General features: G+C 71.2%; 17 protein-coding genes. 9 read left to right on the top strand and 8 right to left on the bottom strand.

From position 1 onward, the window contains the following. Position 1 precedes the first annotated feature (1 nt). From G408_RS0101925 to mnhG, 5 genes are read left to right on the top strand one after another with little or no spacing between them, the layout of a single operon-like run. Entirely contained in the window at positions 2-346 is a 345-nt protein-coding gene (locus G408_RS0101925) for a Na+/H+ antiporter subunit C (RefSeq protein ID WP_028769719.1), read from the top strand. Continuing rightward, a complete protein-coding gene (locus tag G408_RS0101920) occupies positions 343-1,887 on the top strand; it encodes a monovalent cation/H+ antiporter subunit D (protein ID WP_028769718.1) in 1,545 nt (514 codons plus the stop codon). Before G408_RS0101925 ends, G408_RS0101920 begins: the two co-directional genes overlap by 4 nt. Next, entirely contained in the window at positions 1,888-2,370 is a 483-nt protein-coding gene (locus G408_RS0101915; RefSeq protein WP_028769717.1) for a Na+/H+ antiporter subunit E, read from the top strand. Further along, complete coding sequence (locus tag G408_RS0101910; RefSeq protein WP_211226631.1) at positions 2,367-2,639, top strand: K+/H+ antiporter subunit F; 273 nt, start codon at positions 2,367-2,369, stop codon at positions 2,637-2,639. Before G408_RS0101915 ends, G408_RS0101910 begins: the two co-directional genes overlap by 4 nt. After that, complete coding sequence (gene mnhG / locus G408_RS0101905; RefSeq protein WP_245584240.1) at positions 2,636-2,974, top strand: monovalent cation/H(+) antiporter subunit G; 339 nt, start codon at positions 2,636-2,638, stop codon at positions 2,972-2,974. Before G408_RS0101910 ends, mnhG begins: the two co-directional genes overlap by 4 nt. Here mnhG and G408_RS12645 read toward each other — a convergent pair. Next, positions 2,901-4,223 carry an alkaline phosphatase family protein gene (locus tag G408_RS12645; protein ID WP_084628014.1) on the bottom strand — a complete coding sequence of 441 codons (1,323 nt, stop codon included), beginning with the start codon at positions 4,221-4,223 and terminating at the stop codon, positions 2,901-2,903. The genes mnhG and G408_RS12645 overlap by 74 nt on opposite strands. Positions 4,224-4,354: 131 nt before the next feature. Between G408_RS12645 and hutU the strand changes: the two genes are divergently transcribed. Then, positions 4,355-6,022 (top strand): urocanate hydratase, encoded by a 1,668-nt coding sequence (gene hutU, locus G408_RS0101895; RefSeq protein ID WP_028769714.1) that lies wholly within the window; start codon positions 4,355-4,357, stop codon positions 6,020-6,022. A gap of 7 nt (positions 6,023-6,029) precedes the next feature. Here hutU and G408_RS0101890 read toward each other — a convergent pair whose 3' ends face one another. The 5 genes from G408_RS0101890 to G408_RS0101870 all read right to left on the bottom strand — a co-directional run bounded on the left by G408_RS0101890 (position 6,030) and on the right by G408_RS0101870 (position 10,006). Beyond that, on the bottom strand, positions 6,030-6,584 hold the full coding sequence (locus G408_RS0101890) for a response regulator (RefSeq protein WP_028769713.1): 555 nt from the start codon (positions 6,582-6,584) through the stop codon (positions 6,030-6,032). A 93-nt stretch (positions 6,585-6,677) separates the two neighbouring features. Then, positions 6,678-7,349: a thioredoxin-dependent thiol peroxidase gene (gene bcp / locus G408_RS14670; protein WP_084628013.1), complete on the bottom strand. Its 672-nt coding sequence runs from the start codon at positions 7,347-7,349 to the stop codon at positions 6,678-6,680. Positions 7,350-7,419: 70 nt separating this feature from the next. Continuing rightward, the gene (locus G408_RS0101880) at positions 7,420-8,358 is read right to left on the bottom strand and encodes a peptidylprolyl isomerase (protein WP_245584239.1); all 939 of its coding nucleotides are present in this window, start codon (positions 8,356-8,358) and stop codon (positions 7,420-7,422) included. Positions 8,359-8,439: 81 nt separating this feature from the next. Next, on the bottom strand, positions 8,440-9,396 hold the full coding sequence (locus G408_RS0101875; RefSeq protein WP_028769711.1) for a serine/threonine protein kinase: 957 nt from the start codon (positions 9,394-9,396) through the stop codon (positions 8,440-8,442). A 4-nt stretch (positions 9,397-9,400) separates the two neighbouring features. Continuing rightward, on the bottom strand, positions 9,401-10,006 hold the full coding sequence (locus G408_RS0101870; RefSeq protein WP_028769710.1) for a methyltransferase: 606 nt from the start codon (positions 10,004-10,006) through the stop codon (positions 9,401-9,403). A 101-nt stretch (positions 10,007-10,107) separates the two neighbouring features. Between G408_RS0101870 and G408_RS0101865 the strand changes: the two genes are divergently transcribed. Both G408_RS0101865 and G408_RS0101860 read left to right on the top strand, forming a co-directional pair. Continuing rightward, positions 10,108-11,427 carry an MFS transporter gene (locus G408_RS0101865; RefSeq protein ID WP_211226630.1) on the top strand — a complete coding sequence of 440 codons (1,320 nt, stop codon included), beginning with the start codon at positions 10,108-10,110 and terminating at the stop codon, positions 11,425-11,427. An 80-nt stretch (positions 11,428-11,507) separates the two neighbouring features. Next, entirely contained in the window at positions 11,508-11,753 is a 246-nt protein-coding gene (locus tag G408_RS0101860; protein WP_028769708.1) for a hypothetical protein, read from the top strand. Here the strand turns inward: G408_RS0101860 and G408_RS12635 are convergent. Then, a complete protein-coding gene (locus tag G408_RS12635; protein WP_245584238.1) occupies positions 11,743-13,527 on the bottom strand; it encodes an ABCB family ABC transporter ATP-binding protein/permease in 1,785 nt (594 codons plus the stop codon). The two genes, G408_RS0101860 and G408_RS12635, sit on opposite strands and share 11 nt — an antisense overlap. A gap of 54 nt (positions 13,528-13,581) precedes the next feature. On the opposite strand from G408_RS12635, the gene G408_RS12630 reads away from it, so the two are divergent. Then, the gene (locus G408_RS12630; protein ID WP_051282497.1) at positions 13,582-14,799 is read left to right on the top strand and encodes a multidrug effflux MFS transporter; all 1,218 of its coding nucleotides are present in this window, start codon (positions 13,582-13,584) and stop codon (positions 14,797-14,799) included. A gap of 15 nt (positions 14,800-14,814) precedes the next feature. On the opposite strand, the gene G408_RS12625 is transcribed toward G408_RS12630, so the two are convergent. Further along, positions 14,815-16,716 carry a M2 family metallopeptidase gene (locus G408_RS12625; RefSeq protein WP_156890025.1) on the bottom strand — a complete coding sequence of 634 codons (1,902 nt, stop codon included), beginning with the start codon at positions 16,714-16,716 and terminating at the stop codon, positions 14,815-14,817. Positions 16,717-16,727: the final 11 nt, after the last annotated feature.

Genomic DNA, 16,727 nt, shown 5'->3' with positions numbered 1-16,727 from the left:
CATCGAATTCCTCCTCGCCTCCGGCATCGCCGTGCTCACCGCGGCGGCAGTCTGGCTGGTGCTGCGCGCCCGCACCTTCGACGTGATCCTCGGCCTCACCCTGATGACCTATGCGGTCAACCTGTTCCTGCTGGCCTCGGGGCGGGTGATGGCCGGCAAGCCGCCGATCATCCGCGACGGCGCCGCGCCGCTGCTCTCGCAGTATGCCGATCCGCTGCCGCAGGCCCTGGTGCTCACCGCCATCGTCATCAGCATGGCGATGACGGCCTTAGTGCTGGTGCTGGCCCTGCAGGGCCGCAGCCTGCTCGGCAGCGACCATGTGGACGGCAGGGAGCCGCGCCGATGAGCGGGATGGCGCAGCACATCGCCGTGCTTCCAGTGCTGGTGCCGCTGATCGCGGCGGCGGTGCTGGTGGTGCTGCACCGCTCGCCGCTCGGCTGGCGGCGCTTCCTCTCCTTCGCGGCCACGCTGGTGATGGGCCTCGTGGTGGCAGGCCTGGCGCTCGCCGTCGAGGCCCAGGGCCTGCTGGTCTACCAGGTGGGCAACTGGCCCTCGGCAGTGGGCATCGTGTTCCTGGCCGACCGGCTCTCGGTGCTGATGCTGGGCCTGCTGGTGCTGCTGGCGCTGGCAAGCCAGCTGTTCGCCGCCGGGGCCCGCGAGGATGCCGGTGGCCTGCATTTCCACGGCCTGTTCCAGCTGCAGCTCGCCGGGCTTGCGGGGGCCTTCCTCACCCACGATCTCTTCAACCTGTTCGTATTCTTCGAAGTGCTGCTGGCCGCCAGCTACGGCCTGCTGTTGCACGGCCAGGGCGGCGAGCGCCTGCGCCAGGGCTTCCACTACGTGGTGCTGAACCTCGTCGCCTCCTCGCTGTTCCTGCTGGCGGTGGGCGTGTTCTACGGCGTGCTGGGCACGGTGAACCTGAGTGATCTTTCGGCGCGCATCGCCGCCGCCCCGGCCGAAGCCGTGCCCCTGCTGCGCGCCGCGGCCCTGCTGCTGCTGGCGGTGTTCGCGCTCAAGGGGGCGATCCTGCCGCTGTACTTCTGGCTGCCGCGCACCTATGCCGCGGCCCCGGCCTCGGCGGCGATCCTGTTCGCCATCATGACCAAGCTCGGCCTCTACGCCCTGCTGCGGGTGTACGGCCTGCTGGCCGGTGACGATGCCGGCGTGCTCTCGCCGATGGTGGGGCCGGTGCTGTTCTGGGCCGGCGCCGGCACGGTGCTGCTGGCCGCGCTGGGCGCGCTGGCGGCCGCCAAGCTGAGGCCGCTGCTCGGCTACCTCGTGGTCGGCTCGGCCGGCGTGCTGGCCATGGCGCTTGGCCTCGGCAGCGTGCAGGGCGTGGCCGCCGGCCTGTTCTACCTCGTGCATTCGACCCTGGCCATGGCCGCCTTCTTCCTGCTCGCCGACTGGGTGCGCCGCACCCGCCGCGGTGGCGATGCGCTCGAGCGTGTCGCTGCGATGCCGCGCATGGCCATGATGGGCGGGCTCTTCCTGGTGCTGGCGGTGGCTGCGGCCGGCCTGCCGCCGCTGGGCGGCTTCCTCGGCAAGGCCCTGCTGCTCGCCTATGCGGAACCGGTGGGGCAGGGCGCGGTGCTCTGGACCGTGGTGCTCGTCGCCAGCTTCCTCACCCTGCTGGCCCTGGCCCGTGCCGGCAGCCGCCTGTTCTGGCAGGGGCGCGAAGCGCCGGACGGCACCCTGCCGGTGCCGCCGCCGGCCGCTGCCGAGCGGCTGGCCCTGCTCCTGCTGCTCACTGCGCTGCTGGGGGTGGCCGTGCAGGCGGCCGCGCTCACCGATTACGTCGCCGGCAGCGCGGCCCAGCTCGCCGGGGTCGAGCATTACCGTGAGGTGGTGCTCGGCCGCACGCCCCTGCCCACCACGGTGCCGAACTGAATGGATGCCGTTTACCCCTACCTCGTGCTGCGCCTCGCGATCTTCGCGGTCTGGGTGCTGCTCAACGGGTTTTCCGCCGGGCAGCTCCTGCTCGGTCTGTTCCTCGCCTGGGGCATCCCGCGGCTCCTGCCGCCGCCGGTGCTGCCCTCGCCGCGGCTCGCCGCGCCGCTCACCGCGCTCCGGCTGGCCCTGCGGGTGCTGCACGACATCGTCAAGGCCAACCTCGAGATCGCCGTGCGCATCCTCGGGCCGGAATCGCGTATCCGCCCGGCCTGGGTCTGGGTACCGCTCGACATCGAATCGCCACAGGGCATCGCCCTGTTCGCCTCGATCATCACCATGACGCCCGGCACCCTGAGCTGCGAGGTCAGCGAAGACCGCCGCTGGCTGCTGGTGCACGCCTTCCACGCCGAGGACCCGCAGGCCGTGGCGGCCGAGGTGAAGACGCGCTACGAGGCGCCGCTGATGGAGATCTTCCCGTGATCACCCTGCTCGTCCTGCCCTGGGTGGCCGGGGCCTTCGCCCTGGCCCTGCTGTTCGCCCTGCTGCGCCTGCTGCGCGGCCCCAGCCTGGTCGACTGCCTGCTGGCCCTCGACACGCTCTACATCACCGCGCTGGCGCTGCTGATCGCCGTGGGCCTGTACCGCGGCAATGCCACCTACTTCGAATCGGCCCTGCTGATCGCCCTGTTCGGCTTCGTCGGCACCGTGGCCGCGGCCCGTTACATCAAGCGTGGGAGCATCGCCGAATGACCGACATCCCGCTCTGGCTCGACCTGCTGGTGGCCGCCCTGCTGGTGGCCGGCGCCGGTTTCACCCTGGTGGGCGCCTTCGGCCTGCTCAAGCTCGGCGACCTGCTCAAGCGCCTGCACGGGCCCACCAAGGCCAGCACCCTCGGCGTCGGCCTCTCGCTGCTGGCCTCGATGCTCTGGTTCGCCTGGGAGGGCAACTGGACCGGCCGCGAGTTCCTCGTTACCGCCTTCGTCTTCGTCACCGCCCCGGTCTCGGCACACCTCATGGTGACGGCGGCGATGCGGGTGGTGCCGGGCTGCGCTCCGCCACCGCGCCCTGTGCCGCCGCAGGACTGAGCCGTAGCGCCGCGGCGGTGGCCGCGGCATCGCCGTCTCCCACCATCGGCGGCAGGCCGAGCAGGGTGAGCAACAGCGGGTGCACGTCGGTGGCGTGAATCGGCGGCAGCCGGGTGCCCGGCACGATGCGCGGCCCGCGGGCGAGGAAGACCGCCCGCATGCTCGGCAGCTCCGGCGCATAGCCATGTGCTCCACGGCTGATGCTGCCGCCCTGGGCGAGCCGGGCGGCATGGGTGAGGTGCACGCCCTCGTCGGCCTGGCAGACGATCGGCGGGATGCGCGGGTGGCGGCCGAAGCGCCATGCCGGCGGCAGGGCCTCGCGGCGCCAGCACTCGAAACCCTCGTGGCGGCCGAGCAGGGCGGCCTCGATCTCGGCCTCGCGGCCCGGGCGCGGGGCGATGCCGGCCACTTCGCCACTCGTCACCACCTCATCCTCGTGCAGCATCACCCGGGCATCGAGCCGGCGCGGATGGGCCACGTCCACCTCGGCCATGCCGTGGTCGGAGACCAGCACGATGTCCACCGAATCGAACAGGCCGCGCTCGCGCAGGCCCTGCTCCAGCCGCGCCAGCGCGGCGTCGATCGCGGCCAGCGCCGCCGCGGCCTCGTCACTGTCCGGGCCATGGGCATGGCTGGCCTCGTCGAAGGCGGCGAAATAGAGCGTGATGAAGTGCGGCCGCCGCGATTCTTTGCGGTCCAGCCAGCCGAGCACGCGGTCGACGCGCGCCTCGTGCGGCATGTCGCCGGCATAGGGCAGCCAGTCGTTCGGGCGCAGACCGCGGATGCGTGCCTCGCTGCCGGGCCAGAACAGGGTGGCGCTGCGCAGGCCGGCGCGGCGCGCGGTGACCCAGAGCGGTTCGGCGCCCTCGTACCAGCGGCCGTCGCTCACCGCCGCGCGCAGCGAGAGCCGGAAGGGCCCGAGCTCGGGATCGAGCATGCGGTTGCCGACGATGCCGTGGCGGTCCGGCACCAGGCCGGTCACCAGGGTGTAGTGGTTGGGGAAGGTGAGGGTGGGGTAGGCCGGCGTCATCCACTCCGCCCACGCGCCTTCCGCCCGCCAGCGCAGCAGGGTGGGCGGGGCGAGGCGTTCGAGGCGCTCGGGATGCAGGCCGTCGATGCCGATGAGCAGCACCGTGGGCCGTTCGACGGCCGGCTGAGCGGTGGGGGCCGCGGCCGGGTGGCGGGCCGGCAGGCCGAGCAGCAGAAGGGCGAGCAGGAAGGCGGTGGCGCGGAAGGCGGGAACGGACACGGGAACGGAGCGATGCAGCGGACAGGGGGGGGGAGGGTAGGCGAGGCGGGGTTACGGGGCCGTGTCCATGGCATCGGACTGCCGCCTTCGCAGCCGTACAATCACGCTTTCCCCGCACAGGATGCCGCCGCGTGTCTTCGCCCCGCCACGACCCCTCCCGCGTCATCCGCGCTCCGCGCGGTTCCCAGAAACGCTGCAAGAGCTGGCTCACCGAGGCCGCTTTGCGCATGCTGATGAACAACCTCGATCCGGACGTGGCCGAGGATCCGGCCTCGCTGGTGGTCTATGGCGGCATCGGCCGCGCGGCCCGCGACTGGGCGAGTTTCGACCGGATCGTCGAGGTGCTGGAACGGCTCGAGGACGACCAGACCCTGCTGGTGCAGAGCGGCAAGCCGGTGGGCGTGTTCCCCACCCATCCCGATGCGCCGCGGGTGCTGATCGCCAACTCCAACCTGGTGCCGCACTGGGCCACCTGGCAGCACTTCAATGAGCTCGATGCAAAAGGCCTTGCCATGTACGGCCAGATGACGGCCGGCTCGTGGATCTACATCGGTTCGCAGGGCATCGTGCAGGGCACTTACGAGACCTTTGCCGAGATGGGGCGCCAGCACTACGGTGGTGACCTTTCCGGCAAGTGGATCCTCACCGCGGGCCTGGGCGGCATGGGCGGTGCGCAGCCGCTGGCCGCCACCATGGCCGGTGCCTGCATGCTCGCCATCGAATGCCGGCAGAGCCGCATCGACATGCGCCTGCGCACCCGCTACGTCGATGAACAGGCCACCGACCTCGATGACGCGCTCGCCCGCATCGAGCGCTATTGCGCCGAAGGCAAGGCGCGCTCGGTCGCATTGCTCGGCAATGCGGCGGAGATCCTGCCCGAGCTGGTGCGCCGCGGCGTGCGCCCGGACGCCGTCACCGACCAGACTTCGGCCCACGACCCGCTGCACGGCTACCTGCCCGCCGGCTGGACGGTGGAACGCTGGCTCGACGAGCAGAAGCACGCCCCGGAGCGGGTGATCGAGGCCGCCAAGCATTCGATGCGCCTCCACGTGGAGGCCATGCTGCACTTCGAAGACCAGGGCATCCCGGTCTTCGACTATGGCAACAACCTGCGCCAGATGGCGAAGGAAGCCGGCTGCACCGACGCCTTCGACTTCCCCGGTTTCGTGCCGGCCTACATCCGCCCGCTGTTCTGCCGCGGCATCGGCCCCTTCCGCTGGGTGGCGCTCTCCGGCGACCCGGAGGACATCGCCAGGACCGATGCCAAGGTGAAGGAACTCATCCCGAACGACCCGCACCTGCACCGCTGGCTCGACATGGCGAAGGAGCGCATCGCCTTCCAGGGCCTGCCGGCGCGCATCTGCTGGGTGGGCCTGGGCGACCGCCACCGCCTCGGCCTTGCCTTCAATGAAATGGTGCGGAATGGCGAACTGAAGGCCCCGATCGTGATCGGCCGCGACCACCTCGATTCCGGCAGCGTGGCGAGCCCGAACCGCGAGACCGAGGCGATGCTGGACGGCTCCGATGCCGTCTCCGACTGGCCGCTGCTGAACGCCATGCTCAACGTCGCCGGCGGCGCGACCTGGGTCTCGCTGCACCACGGCGGCGGCGTGGGCATGGGCTTCTCGCAGCACAGCGGCGTGGTCATCGTCTGCGATGGCAGCGAGGCCGCCGACCGCCGCCTCGCCCGCGTGCTCTGGAACGACCCCGGCACCGGCGTGATGCGCCATGCCGACGCGGGCTACGACATCGCCAGGGCCTGCGCGAAGGAGAAGGGGTTGGACCTGCCGATGCTGTGAGCGGCGATCAGGCCGCGGCGCCCGGGCGCCGCGGCACCGCCTCGGCGTCCAGCAGCTTCTCCACCCGGGCGAAGACCTCGAAGCGCGAGAAGGGTTTCTTCATGAAGTCGTCGGCGCCGATGCGCTGGGCGTAGAACTGCTCGGTGGCCTGCTCGTTGCCGCTCATCATGATGACCGGGATGGCGCGGGTGGCCTCGTCGCGGCGGATGCGGCGCAGGGCCTCGAAGCCGTTCATGCCCGGAAGCACGATGTCGAGGAAGATGATTTCCGGCGGGTTGGCGGCGATCTTCGCCAGCCCGGTCTCGGCATCGGCGGCGGTGTCGAGCTGGTAGCGGTTCTGCAGCAGCATGCGCGCCAGCGCCGCGGTGACGGTGGCCGAGTCGTCGATGATCAGGGCGCGGGTGCCGTCGCGGGCGCAGCGGCGGTCCGACTGCCGGCGCTCGATGCCGTTCGGCGGCCCCTTGGCCTCCTGCTCGAGTTCCGAGCGGTTCACGGCGTCCTCGGGATTCCCCGAGGGGGTGGACTGGGCGAGGAAGCGCTTGAGGCGGTCGATCAGGTTCACGGGGGGCTCCCTGCAGGGCCGGGGGGGGGGGGAAGCCTCGCATGCGAGGCGGCACTTGGAAAGCGGCGGGTACACGGCCCGCCGCGAGCCGGCTCAGCGCCGCGCCTTGCTGGCCGGGGCGGCCTTCTTCACCGAAGCCTTCTTTGTTGCGGCGGTCTTCCCGGCCGCAGCCGCTTTCTTCGCCGTGGCCTTCTTTGCTGCGGCAGCGGTCTTGGCCGGCGCGGCCTTGCGGGCGGAGGCCGCCTTCTTTGCCGGAGCCTTCTTCGCCGAGGCGGCCTGCTTTTCCACCGTCTTCGCCGGCCCGGCTTTCACCCCGAGATAGGCCAGCACCTCCTCGGCATGGCCCTCCGGGCTCACCTTGGCCCACACCTTCTCGATGCGCCCTTCGGCATCCACCACGAAGGTGGCGCGGGCCACGCCCATGTAGGTCTTGCCGTACATGCTCTTCTGCACCCAGACGCCGAGCGCCTTCAGCAGGGTGAGCTCCGGGTCGGCGAGCAGGGGGAAGTTCAGCTGGTACTTCGCGGCGAACTTCTGGTGCGAGGCGTCGGTGTCGGCCGAGACGCCGAACACCGGCACCCGGATGCCGTCGAAGCGCGGCATCTGGTCGCGGAAGCCGCAGGCTTCCTTGGTGCACCCCGGAGTGTCGTCCTTGGGATAGAAGTAGAGCACGTAGCGCTGGCCGCGCAGGCCCTCGGCGGTGACCACGCGGCCATCGCTGGCCTTGAGCGAGAAGTCCGGGATCGAAGCACCAACATCGAGCATGGGTCACACCTCGGGGACGAAAGCGACTCCCGATTATGCCCTGTCATGCGCGATTCAGGGATGCCATGGCTCAGCCCGGCGGGCGGCGCACCGGCAGGGGCACGTTGCACAGGTCGATGTGGCCGGCCTGCCGCAGGTACCAGGCATCGCGGCGGTTGCGCCGGGCCTCCACCAGGGCGGCGAAGCTCGGGCCTTCGGTAGAGAGGCGCTCGATACGCGGCCGCTCCGCCTCCGGCAAGGCCGAGACGAGGGCGATGCGGCGGATCGGGGTGCGCAGGGCGGGCTGGGCGTAGAAGCCGCCCGGCGCGAGGCTGCGCGGCAGGGCGGAGAGCAGGTGCATGCCCTCCAGCACCCGGCCCACGGCCGTGATGTTGAGATCGAGCTGGCGCGGCGACTGGCCGATCACCACGTAGAGCTGGCTGCCATTGCTGGAGTCCGGAGCGTTGCCGCGCCCGGCGCCGACGGTGCCGTAGCAGTGCGCCAGCCACTGCCGGCCCGAGGCAGGATCGCGGCCCACGGGAAAGCCCTCGCTGAAGCCCACCTGCGGCGCCCAGCCGTCCACGTCGGGCAGCCGGGTGAAGGGCAGGCCGTCGATTTCGGTGCTGAACTCGGCGGGCAGCCGTTCGCGGGCGCTGCCCAGCGGACGGCGTTTTTCCGGGTCGTCCGCGTCCGCATCGCCCCACTGCACCACGAAGTTGTCCTGCACGCGGTGGATGCCAAGGCCGTCGAAATAGCCCTCGCGCGCCAGTGTGCGGAGATTGGCCACGTGCTCCGGAGCGTGCGCCGGCGAGAGCTCGATCAGCACCGTGCCGGTATCGAGGGTCAGCACCAGCAGGTTGTCCGGATCGGGGCGGACCCATTCGGCGGCGGGTGCGGCGGCGAGGATCTCGTCCATGGTGCGCGGCGGCGCCGGGTTCGCCAGACCGTGGGCGGCGATGCCGAGGGCGAGGCTGGTGACGCTGGCATTCAGTAGACGCCGGCGCGTTCGCATGGCGGAGGAGAAGGACATTGGAAGCACTCCTGGTCGACGGCCGGGCCGCGGATGCCCCGATTGGGCCGCAGGGACGGGGCCGGGGGCAAGCGCGGGGGCTCAGGCCTCCTGCATCGTCGCCAGCTGTTCCCGCCATTCGCCGAGCACCCGCTCCCAGTGCCGGCGCTCGGCGAACTGCGGGAAGGCGGCGGGGAAGGCCGGGTCGTCCCAGCGCCGCGCCACCCAGGCGTGGAAATGCACGATGCGCAGGGCACGCAGGGCCTCGATCAGCGGAAGTTCGCCGCGGTCGAACTCGCAGAAGCGCTCGTAGCCGGCCATGAGTACTTCCAGCTGGCGCTCGCGGCGGCGCGGCTCGGGATCGAGCAGCATCCACAGGTCCTGCACCGCAGGGCCGCCGCGGGCATCGTCGAAATCGACGAGATGCGGCCGGCCCTCGCGCCAGAGCACGTTGCCGGGATGCAGATCACCATGCAGGCGGCGCGCTCGCGCAGGATGGGCCTCGAAGGCGGCCTCCACGGCGTCCAGCAGGGCAGCACCGGTGTCCTCGAAGGCGGCGTGCAGGGCGGGCTCGATCCAGGGGCCGTCGAGCAGGGTATCGAGCGCGGCCCAGCCGAGCGGTTCGACCGCGATCGCCTCGCGGTGGACGAAAGGACGGCGGGCACCCACGGCATGCAGCCGTCCCAGGGTTTCGCCAAGGGCCTTCAGCACCTCCTCGCGGTCCATCTCCGGCGCATGCCCGCCCTGCAGCGGGAACAGGGCGAAGCGCAGGCCGTCGGCGCGGTGCAGGGTTGCGCCGGAAAGGCGCAGTGGCGGCACGACCGAGAGGCCTTCCTCGAAGAGTTCCTCGGTGAAGGCATGCTCCTCGAGGATCTGCGCCTCGCTCCAGCGCCCGGGGCGGTAGAACTTCGCCACCACCGGCGGGCCGTCCTCGCGGCCCACGCGGAACACCCGGTTCTCGTAGCTGTTGAGCGCCAGCACCCGGCCGTCGCAGGCCAGCCCGAGCGACTCCACCGCGTCCACCACCGCCTCCGGCGTCAGCCCGGCGAACGGCGGCATGGCCTCAGGCCCGCTCCAGCGCGGTGGCCTGGCCGGCCAGCGCCGGCGAGAGCCAGCAGTGCTGGCCGAGGGCGGTGAAGCCGGCCCGCGCCAGGGCCCTGCGGTAGAAGGCCGCCGGGCGGTGCAGGAAGCCTTCGAAATCCCCCTCCACCTCGCCGCCCGCCACGTCTTCGGCGGTGTAGGTCTCGAGGAAGGCAAGACCGCCGCACAGGGCGGCGAGGCCGGGCAGGCCGGCGCGCAGTTCGGCATCGGGCACGTAGTGCAGCACGTCGGCGCAGACCAGCAGGTCGACCGGGGGACAGGGGCGCAGGGTGGCAAGATCGCCGAAGCGGGCCTGGCGCAGGTTGCGCGTGCGACCGAAACGCTGCACGGCATAGTCGCTGGGATCGAGCCCGAGGTAGCGCAGCCGCGGTCGCAGGCGCAGCAGCGGCCCGCGCCAGGCGCCTTCGCCGCAGCCCACGTCGAGCACGCTGCGCACCGGGTGGCCGAGCATGGCCTCGGTGGCGGCCAGGGCCAGGGCCACCGTGCGTTCAAGGCGGGCGCGCGAGCGCTTGCCGGCTCCCGGGGCGCGGTACCAGCGGTCGAAATAGGCGCGGTCGTAGGACTTCATGGGGCCGGGTGGCGAACGGGGCGGGCAGTGTAGGGCAGGCGGGGCGGCCATGCGGCGTGGTGGTGCTGGCGCCGGCAACGGCCTGCTGGTCAAATCGCGGGGTGAACCCGACTCCCCTGCGGCGCCAGTACGCCGATCCCGCCATCCCGCCGGTCCGGCGCCGCGAACTCTGGGCCTGGGCCGGGTTCGATTTCGCCAACTCCGGCTACACCACGGTCGTCATCACCGCGATCTTCAATGCCTACTTCGTGGGCGTGGTGGCCGGGGGCGCGCCCTGGGCCACCTTCGCCTGGACGGTGGCGCTCTCGGTCTCCTACCTGCTGGTGATGGCCAGTGCGCCGATCCTTGGCCTGTATGCCGATGCCCATGCCCGCAAGAAGCGGCTCCTCGTCGTCTCCACCGTGGCCTGCGCGGCCGGAACGGCGGCGCTCTGGCTCGTCGGGCCGGGCGAGGTGCCGCTGGCCCTGGCGCTGGTGGTGCTCACCAACACCGCCTTTGGCATCGGCGAGAACCTGATCGCGGCCTTCCTGCCGGAACTGGCGGAGGAGGAAGGCATGGGGCGGCTCTCCGGCTATGGCTGGGGCCTGGGCTATGTGGGGGCGGTGCTGCTGCTCGGCGCCTGCCTGTGGTGGGTGCAGGGCGCGGCCGGCCGCGGCAGCGACACCGGCACGGCGGTGCGCGAGACCCTGCTGCTCACCGGCGCTACCGTGCTGCTGGCAGCCCTGCCCACCTTCCTGCTGGTGCGCGAGCGCGTGCGCGCCGCGCCGGTGGCCTTCGCGGCACTGTGGCAGGCCTCGCTGGCACGCTGGCGCGGCATGCTGGGCGGGGCCTCGGACCTGCCGCAGCTGCGGCGCTTCCTCGCCTGCCTCGTGGCCTACCAGGCCGGGGTGGGCACGGTGATCGCGATTGCCGCCATCTACACCCAGCAGGCGCTCGGCTTCAGCACCGCCGAGAGCATCCAGCTCATCCTCGTGGTGAACGTCACCGCGGCGCTGGGGGCCATTGCCTTTGGCCATCTGCAGGACCGGCTCGGCCATCGGGCCACACTCTCGCTCTCGCTCTGCGGCTGGCTGCTGGCGATCGGCCTGCTCGCCGTCTCGGAGGCCCGGCCGGTGGTGTGGGCGGCGGCGAACCTCGCCGGCATCTGCATGGGCGCGAGCCAGTCGGCCGGGCGGGCGCTGGTGGGCGCCTTCTGCCCGCGCGGCCGCGAGGCCGAGGTCTTCGGACTCTGGGGCATCGCGGTAAAGGCTTCGATGGTGCTGGGGCCGCTCGCCTATGGCGCGATCAGCTGGGCCTCGGGCGGCCGGCACACCCTGGCCCTGCTCGCCACCGCCCTGTTCTTCCTCGCCGGCCTTGTGCTGCTGGCCCGGGTCGATGTGGCCCAGGGGAGGCGGGAAGCCGGACTCCAGGGCGCAAGGTGAAGATTTCTTCATGCAACCACTGTCAATCGGCGTCAAACGCGCTAGATTGGGGTCACGTCTACTGGGGTGAGGAGGGGTGCATGAACGCTTCCGGGTCCACCCGAGCGCTGCCTGCGGGCCTCGTCCCGGCGCCGCCTGCGGCCCTGCCGCCGGCCGCGCTCGACCTGCCGCCTCCGCTCACCGCCCGTCAGCAGCGTCGCGCTCGGCTCGTGGCCCGGCTCGCCCGGCGCCGCGCCGGCTTCCTGCTGCTGCACGTCGCGCTCGGCCTCGCTGGCTGGGGGCTGGTGCTCCTCGCCACCACCGGAGCGGCGGCGCTCATCCGCTGAGCGCGACCTCCCCCTGCTGCTGCAGGGCCCACATCGCGGCGTAGCGGCCGCCTGCCGCCAGCAGGGCCTGGTGGGTACCGCGCTCGACGATGCGCCCTGCCTCCATCACCAGGATCTGGTCGGCCTCCATCACCGTCGACAGGCGGTGGGCGATCACCAGCGTGGTGCGGCCCTCGGCGATGCGCGCGAGTTCGGCCTGGATCGCCCGCTCCGAGCGTGAGTCGAGGGCCGAGGTGGCCTCGTCGAAGATCAGGATCGCCGGGTCTTTCAGTAGGGCGCGGGCGATGGCCACGCGCTGCTTCTCGCCACCACTGAGCTTCAGGCCGCGCTCGCCCACTTCGCTCTCATGGCCGTCGGGCAGGGCGCGGATGAAGGTATCGATGTGCGCTGCCCGGGCCGCGGCCTCCACTTCGGCATCGCTGGCGTCGGGGCGGCCGTAGCGGATGTTGTAGCGGATGCTGTCGTTGAACAGCACGGTGTCCTGCGGAACGATACCGATCGCCGCGCGCAGTGAAGACTGGGTGAGCGAGCGAAGGTCTTGGCCGTCGATCTCGATGGCACCGGCATCGACATCGTAGAAGCGGTAGAGCAGGCGGGCGAGGGTGGACTTGCCGCTACCAGAATGGCCGACCACCGCCACCGTCTCGCCGGGGGCGATCTCGAAGTCGATGTCGTGGAGGATGGTGCGGCGGGCGTCGTAGCCGAAGCGCACGCCACGGAAACGCACCCGCGGGCGGCGGGTGGCAAGCACCGTGGCACCGGGGCGGTCCTGCACGTCGAGCGGCTCGTCCAGCAGGCCGAACAGCTTCTCGATGTTGGTGAGCGCCTGCTTCACCTCGCGGTACATCATGCCAAGGTAGTTCAGCGGGGCCGAGAGCTGTAGCAGGTAGGCGTTCACCAGTACGAGATCGCCGAGGCTCAGACTGCCCTCCACCACCCCGGCCGCCGCGCGCCACATCAGAGCGGTGACGCCGATGGCCACGATCGCCGCCTGGCCGAGGTTGAGCCCCCCGAGAGTCTTCAGACTCTTCACCTGCGCCTCCTCCACCGTGCGCAGGCTGGCGTCGTAGCGCCGTGCCTCGTGCTCCTCGTTGTTGAAGTACTTCACCGTCTCGTAGTTGAGCAGCGCGTCCACCGCCCGGGTACTGCTCGCCGATTCGGCGTCGATGGCGGCGCGGTAGAAGCGCGTGCGCCACTCGGTGACACGGAAGGTCCAGAGCGCGTAGACGGCGATGGTGCCGAGGGTGATGGCAGCGAAGCCCCAGTCGTAGAGCCAGACCAGCACCACCGTCACCAGCAGCACCTCGAGCAGGGTGGGCAGGATGGTGTAGAGCGTCCAGTCGAGCAGGTCGGAGATGGCGCTGCCGCCGCGCTCCACGTCGCGGGCGATGCCGCCGGTCTTGCGGTCGAGATGGAAGCGCAGCGAGAGCGCGTGCAGGTGGCGGAACACCTTGAGCTGCACGGTGCGTGCCGAGCGCGCCATCACCCGGGCGAAGACGATCTGCCGCAGTTCGGTGAACAGGGTGGAGGCGAGCCGCGCACCGCCGTAGGCCAGCAGCAGGCCGGCCGGCAGGGCCAGGGCGGTGGCGGGCGCACCCAGCGCATCGACGATGCGCTTGAGCAGCATCGGCACGCCGAGCAGGGCCAGTTTGGCCAGCACCAGACAGGCCAGGGCGATGAGGATGCGTCGCCAGTAGGGCGCGAGGAAGGGAAGCAGGTCGCGCAATACGAGGGCGACAGTGCCGTCGCCGCGGGCGGAGGACGGGGTATTCATGGCCCATTCTGGCAAGGAAGCAGCCGTCATGGGGTGCCCGCGTAGAATCGGCCGATGCCTCCTGCCGCCCCGCCTTCGCGCTTGCGCCTGGCCCTCGTGCTCGGCGCCCTGGCCATGTTCGGCCCCTTCTCGATCGACACCGTGTTCCCGGCCTTCGCAGCGATGGCGAAGGACCTCGGCAGCACGCCGCTGGCGATCCAGCAGACCATCAGCAGCTACCTCGTTGGCTATGGCCTGATGTCGCTGTTCCACGGCGCCATCTCCGACGCGCTCGGGCGGCGGCCGGTGATCCTCGCCGGCATCCTGGTGTTCACCTTGGCCTCGGTGGGCTGCGCGCTGAGCCCCGACCTCCCGACCCTGCTCGCCTTCCGTTTCCTGCAAGGCCTGTCGGCGGGCGTTGGCCTGATCGTGGGCCGCGCGGTGATCCGCGATGCGGTGGACGGCGAGGACGCGCAGCGGCTGATGAGCCAGGTATCGATGATCTTCAGCATCGCCCCGGCGCTGGCGCCGATCGTGGGCGGCTGGATCCTCGGCGTCGGCGACTGGCACGCGATCTTCTGGTTCCTCGCCGGCTTCGGCGCCCTCATCGGCCTGATGGTGCGCTTCGCCCTGCCGGAGACGCACCCGCCGGAGAAACGCCTGCCCCTGCATGCCGGGCTTCTCGTCGCCAACTATGCCGCCATGCTGCGCCACCGGCGCTTTCTCTGGCTGGTGACGGTGACCACACTGAACTTCGCCGCCCTGTTCCTCTACATCAGCTCGGCGCCGGTCTTCGTGCTGCAGCACCTCGGCATGGGCGAGCGCGACTTCGGCTGGTTCTTCGTGCCGGTGATCGGCGGCATGCTGGCCGGCGCCTTTGCCACCGGCCGGGCAGCGGGCCGGTTCCGGCCGCGGCAGATGGTGCTGGCGGGTTTCGGCGTCGGTCTTGCCGGCCTGTGCCTCAATCTCGCCTATGCCGGCCTGGCCCCGGCGTTTGCCTATCCCTGGGCCGTGCTGCCGCTGGTGCTGGTGTCCTTCGGCATCGCCCTGGTGTTCCCGCAGCTCATGCTGCAGATGCTCGATCTCTATCCGGCGCAGCGCGGCAGCGCCTCCTCGATGCAGGCCTTCCTCTCGCTGATGTTCCAGGCCGGCGTGGCCGGCCTGCTCTCGCCGCTGCTGTCCGCCTCGCCGGCCCGTCTCGCCCTGGCGGCGCTGGCGCTGGGCGGCGCCGCCCTGCTGCTCTGGGCCTGGGGCGACGCGGTGCTGCTGCGCCGTGCCGCCCCTGCCGGATGAGGACTTTCCCGGCGCTCAGCGCGCCGGCCAGCCGCAGGCCTTGCCGCGGTTCTGTTCTTCCAGCCAGGCCTTGAGCGGCGCGAAGTACTCCAGCACCGCCGAGGCGTCCATCCGCTCGCCGCCGGTCAGTTCCTTCAGGGTCTTCTGCCAGGGCTGGCTGGCCCCGGCCTGCATCATCGCCCAGTAGCGGCGCCCGGCCTCCGGGTTGCCGGCGAAGCTGCACTCGTGCAGCGGCCCCGTGTGTCCGGCGGCATCGCACAGCGCCTTGTAGAACTGGAACTGCAGCACGTGGGAGAGGAAGTAGCGGGTGTAGGGCGTATTGCCCGGCACGTGGTACTTCGCCCCGGGGTCGAAGAAGTCCTCGCCGCGCGGCGTGGCCGGGGCCACGCCCTGGTACTTCGCCTTCAGCTCCCACCAGGCGCTGTTGTAGCGCTCGGGCGGGATCGAGCCGTCGAACACGCCCCAGCGCCAGCGGTCGATCAGCAGGCCGAAGGGCATGAAGGCCACCTTGGCCAGCGCCATGCGCATCTGTGCGTTGATGGTGGCCTCGCGGCTCACCTCGGCCTCGCCCACGAGGCCGACCGACTGCAGGTACTTTGGCGTCATCGAGAGCACGATGGTGTCGCCGATGGCCTCGTGGAAGCCGTCGTGGGCGCCGGTCTGGAAGGACAGCGGCTGGTCCTTGTAGGCGAGGTAGTAATAGATGTGGCCGAGCTCGTGGTAGATGGTGGTGAGGTCGGTCTCGTTCGGCTCGATGCACATCTTCATGCGCACGTCCGAGGCATCGGGGTTCATCTGCCAGGCGCTGGCATGGCAGACCACCTCGCGGTCACGCGGGCGCAGGAACTGCGATTTTTCGTAGAAGCTCTCCGGCAGGGCCGGCATGCCAAGCCCGGTGTAGAAGCTCTCGGCCAGGCGGGTCATGGCGATGGCCGTCTCCATCGCCGCCTGGCGCTCGGCCTCGGCCTGCTGTGCCGGCGTCGGGTCCTTGAGCGCGGCCAGCGCTTTTTCCACCCGTTCGCGGTGCTGGCGCTCGAGCGTGCTGGTGACATCGAGCTTCGCCGCCTTCGGATAGGGCTGCAGAAGCTCCCAGAGGTTGCTCCAGTCCTGCTGCCAGAGGTTGCCGGTGAGGTGGGCCGGGATCATGCCGTCCACCTGCCCGCGCTCGCGGCCGTAGCGTTCCACCAGCTTCTCGCGGGTGTAGCACTGCAGCTGCTCGTAGAGCGGCCGCACCTGGTCCCAGAGGCGGTCGGTCTCGGCGGCGAAGGCATCGGCCGGCATGTCGTAGCCGGAGCGCCACATGGCGCCGGTATCGGCATAGCCCATCGCCCGCGCGCCCTCGTTCGTCAGCTCGACGAAGCGCACGTAGTCGCGGCGCATCGGCACCGAAATGGTGTGCCAGCCTTCCCAGGCCTCGAGCTGGGCCTCGTAATCGCGGTTGCTGGCGAGGGTCTGGCTGATCTGGCCGATGTTCTGGCAGACCTTCGCCGGGCCCTCGCCCCGGCACCACTGCCCGGCGCCATAGGCCTGCTCGAGGCGGGTGGCGATGGTGGCGAGTTCGCGCAGCCGCGCCGGATCGCGCGGGGCCGGCATGGCGGTGGAGAGCTTGAGCAGGGCCAGGGTGCGGGCGCTGGCCGCCGACATCGGCTGGCCCTCGAAGCGCCGCGCCTCCTCCACCAGGGCATTGAGCCGCCCGAGGCCGCGCTCGCTCACCAGCGAGGCGATGCGGGCGGTGTCGTCATTGATGTAGGTCTGCGAGAGCCAGGCGGCCGAAGTCCCTTCCTCGAAGTGTTCGGCGAAGGTGGCGTTCACCCGCGCGGCGAACTGGTCGGCGGTTTCCCGGGGCGGGACGGCGGTGGCGGGCAGGGCGCAGAGGGCGGCAAGGCTGGCCGCAAGCAGGCGGGGACGCAGGCGCATGGCAGAAGGGC

The organism is Silanimonas lenta DSM 16282, assembly GCF_000429065.1.
In the GTDB taxonomy this organism is placed as follows: domain Bacteria; phylum Pseudomonadota; class Gammaproteobacteria; order Xanthomonadales; family Xanthomonadaceae; genus Silanimonas; species Silanimonas lenta.
Note: the sequence above shows the minus strand (reverse complement) of the source record. Positions and strands in the feature narration are given on the sequence as shown.

Coding starts and splice junctions, on each gene's coding strand:
- G408_RS0101860 (WP_028769708.1), top strand. CDS start 11,508: ATGAACGCTTCCGGGTCCACCCGAGCGCTGCCTGCGGGCCTCGTCCCG.
- G408_RS12630 (WP_051282497.1), top strand. CDS start 13,582: ATGCCTCCTGCCGCCCCGCCTTCGCGCTTGCGCCTGGCCCTCGTGCTC.
- G408_RS0101915 (WP_028769717.1), top strand. CDS start 1,888: ATGGATGCCGTTTACCCCTACCTCGTGCTGCGCCTCGCGATCTTCGCG.
- G408_RS0101870 (WP_028769710.1), bottom strand. CDS start 10,006: ATGAAGTCCTACGACCGCGCCTATTTCGACCGCTGGTACCGCGCCCCG.
- mnhG (WP_245584240.1), top strand. CDS start 2,636: ATGACCGACATCCCGCTCTGGCTCGACCTGCTGGTGGCCGCCCTGCTG.
- G408_RS12625 (WP_156890025.1), bottom strand. CDS start 16,716: ATGCGCCTGCGTCCCCGCCTGCTTGCGGCCAGCCTTGCCGCCCTCTGC.
- G408_RS12635 (WP_245584238.1), bottom strand. CDS start 13,527: ATGAATACCCCGTCCTCCGCCCGCGGCGACGGCACTGTCGCCCTCGTA.
- G408_RS0101880 (WP_245584239.1), bottom strand. CDS start 8,358: ATGTCCTTCTCCTCCGCCATGCGAACGCGCCGGCGTCTACTGAATGCC.
- bcp (WP_084628013.1), bottom strand. CDS start 7,349: ATGCTCGATGTTGGTGCTTCGATCCCGGACTTCTCGCTCAAGGCCAGC.
- G408_RS0101875 (WP_028769711.1), bottom strand. CDS start 9,396: ATGCCGCCGTTCGCCGGGCTGACGCCGGAGGCGGTGGTGGACGCGGTG.
- G408_RS0101920 (WP_028769718.1), top strand. CDS start 343: ATGAGCGGGATGGCGCAGCACATCGCCGTGCTTCCAGTGCTGGTGCCG.